At 27.6% G+C, this 2,863-nt stretch carries 1 protein-coding gene and 2 pseudogenes; 1 reads left to right on the top strand and 2 read right to left on the bottom strand.

Features of this window, described 5'->3' with window-relative positions:
- A pseudogene (locus tag HMPREF2663_RS07740) lies at positions 1 to 315 on the top strand (DUF536 domain-containing protein); the annotation flags it as partial.
- Between the two features lie 711 nt (positions 316 to 1,026).
- Here the strand turns inward: HMPREF2663_RS07740 and HMPREF2663_RS12335 are convergent.
- A pseudogene (locus tag HMPREF2663_RS12335) lies at positions 1,027 to 1,795 on the bottom strand (replication initiation protein).
- 337 nt (positions 1,796 to 2,132) lie between these two features.
- On the bottom strand, positions 2,133 to 2,573 hold the full coding sequence (locus tag HMPREF2663_RS07745; RefSeq protein ID WP_235318315.1) for a DUF1307 domain-containing protein: 441 nt from the start codon (positions 2,571 to 2,573) through the stop codon (positions 2,133 to 2,135).
- Positions 2,574 to 2,863 lie beyond the last annotated feature (290 nt).

The following is a 2,863-nucleotide window of genomic DNA, read 5'->3' on the forward strand; positions in this document are numbered from 1 at the left end:
GAAAATCAATTAGAAGAAGAAAGACAGCTTAATTACTCTTTTGATACAGCGACTAATGATAGACAAAGCATTAATCCGCAAGAAGCAACTTTTACTGAAGAACCTCAAAATATCAACCAACAACAAAAGAAAAGCCAACCAATAGAAGCAGAAGTAAATCATAAGGATATAACTGAAGAGAAAAAGGATGACAGTGAAAACGAAGACGTATTAGCGAAAGATGATAAACCATCTGAAGAAATAGAGAATGGGCCTGAGGATAGGAAAGAAGAAACATCTAAAAAGGGGTTTTGGAGACGTTTGTTTGGTAGCTAAAATAATTAATTAGGCACTAAAAGTTTATAACTTTTAGTGCCTTTTATATAGTGAGAACTTCTGATAATCAGTAATTATGTTAACTCATCAAAAAGGCTTAAACGTTGATTTCACAGCGTTTAAGCCTTTGTCTTGTGATTATCGTTTATTCAGGTTTTATACATTCCCTTAACCACACGTTTTCATGCATTTTCATTAAGAGAATTTTTGTATCTTTATTCAGTCATCAATGTCTAAGTGTTGCATACAATATGCGTGCATACTGTATGCCTGTATATACTTGAAAAGTTATATATTTAAACACAACTTTAAAAAACTTACTTACATCTATATAATAATCAATGTAAGCAAGTTGGATTGATGGTGGCTAATCTCATGAAAATGGGGTGATGCCTATGGTTTTGGTTTTTGCTCCTAGAAAGGACTAGCATTGTCTGATTATGAAATGCTAATGATTGTTTTGACAATCATTAGTTTAGTATTAATTAGAAACGACCAAAAAAAATAGACCATCTCCACTTTGACAAGTAGATAGTCTATTTAAAAATTTTTTATCGAAAGTCACCGTCTTTTTAACGGGCTTACTAAGGCACAAGTGTTACCAGCACTTGTGTCTTTTCTTTTGTCAATTTCAGTATATCCTTTCTTATGCTTTTTGTAAAACAATCTCGTTGTATATGGTTGTTTTTCGTTACTTTTCGTTATTTTGCTCTATTCTTCCCAATCCATTTTAAGTTGTTTTAAAAAAAACTCGCGTTCTTTCTCAAATTGAGGATCATCAGTTTCATGTTCTTTATTTTTATAAGTAGGATTTTCTAATCAGTTAGGAGTTTTCTCACGACTAATATATTGCCGTTGTTTACCTACTTTTAGTCTTTTGGGGTTGTCGTTTATTGTGAATGCGTTTCTCAGCGTCAAAGGTAAACTCTAACCATTCAATTTTACGTCCTTTTTTAGATTTGATTTTATTAATATTTAAATTTTTGAAAATAAAGCTTAATTCGTTAATGATAGGCGTTAAAACTTTTTGGTTAATATGTGTCATGCGATAACTGTTCGGGATATCTAAAAGTTCTTTAAAATCAAAAATTTGTATTTTAAAGTAAACAATATGTAGATTTAAGATGTGTTATTTCTTTTAATTCAAATTTAGTGAAATTTGCTATTATCTCATTTAAAACATATTTAGATTTGGGATTAATACTAACGATAAGTTTTTGTGTATATACATCAACTTCATAACCAGTAAATAGTACAAATTTTTTAAATGATAAACCACTTCGTTCTATGTAAGTTAGACTTAGCAATTTACCATAAACATGTCCTAAATTTAAAAAAATTTTTTGAGAACGATGAATAGTAATTACTTAAATGACGTAATTCTTCAAAAGGAATAGTAACTTCTTTGACACTATGTTTTTTTAATTTATTGCAAAGACTAAGAAATATTAATTTCTGTACTTATGAATTTTCTCGGCATAAATGCTCTGTTATAATTAAAATATCTTTTCTTGATTTACTGTTATTATCTTTCACTTATATCATCCAAAAAGTGAGTAAGAGCTACCAAAATTTTAAGTGGTAGCTCTTTATTTTTAATTTTAAGGGGGGATTTTGAAAAATTAGAGTTATTTATATAATTTATTACCTAAAATTTTAAATTAGCCCTTAAAACACAAATGAGAGCCAAATAAATATAAATGCATTTCAAAAAAACTTGAGCAATCATTTTTGTTGACCACTATAATTACAAAGGAGTTAAAAATAAAAAATTTTGCTAACGTTATTCCAAGTGTATAAAATATATTAAGTCAAAATTAGTCTTCTTTTTCTTTAAAACCATTTTCTTTCATTTTCTTCTCAGTTTTCTTCATACTAATGCTTGTCCCTGTATTACCAGCAATATTAACAATACCTTTAGATTTTAAAGTATCAATATCAGCCTTTTCAAAATCTACATCTATAGTTTCTACGAATCCTTCATCATTCTCTTTAATAGATTCCTTTACACCTTTAACGTCTTGTATTTTTTCACTTTGTCTCTCTATTGATTCCTTAACCAATTTTTTAGATGCATCATCAGAAATACCAAAATCACTATATTTCAAAGTATTTACAGATTTTTGTTTAATTATTCTGTCCCCTTTATATGTATAAGTTACCTCCACTTTCACATTATCTTTTTTTCCAACAAATGTTTTAGTTTTTTTATTTCCACAAGCAGATAACGTAATTAAAATAACAATACTTGCTACCAAACCAATAATTTTTTCATAATTTAATCTCCTTTATTTTAATAATATATAAAATATCATATACCCTTTTCCCTAAGTATATGACACTTAAATTAATTAAAAATATATTAGGTTTAATGAGAGTAAAATAAATATATTTTAATTTCACATCACAAAATTTTAGCAAAACCAGTGTCGAATTTTTTAGACACTGGCCATCTACATGCAAATTAAAAATTGGCATAAAATCATTCAAAAAGTAGTTATGATTTTTAGTTCGTACAGAGGCATTTTTCTTTTAAAACACCAAAATT

The organism is Staphylococcus sp. HMSC077D08 (assembly GCF_001837945.1).
Classification (GTDB): Bacteria; Bacillota; Bacilli; order Staphylococcales; family Staphylococcaceae; genus Staphylococcus; species Staphylococcus epidermidis.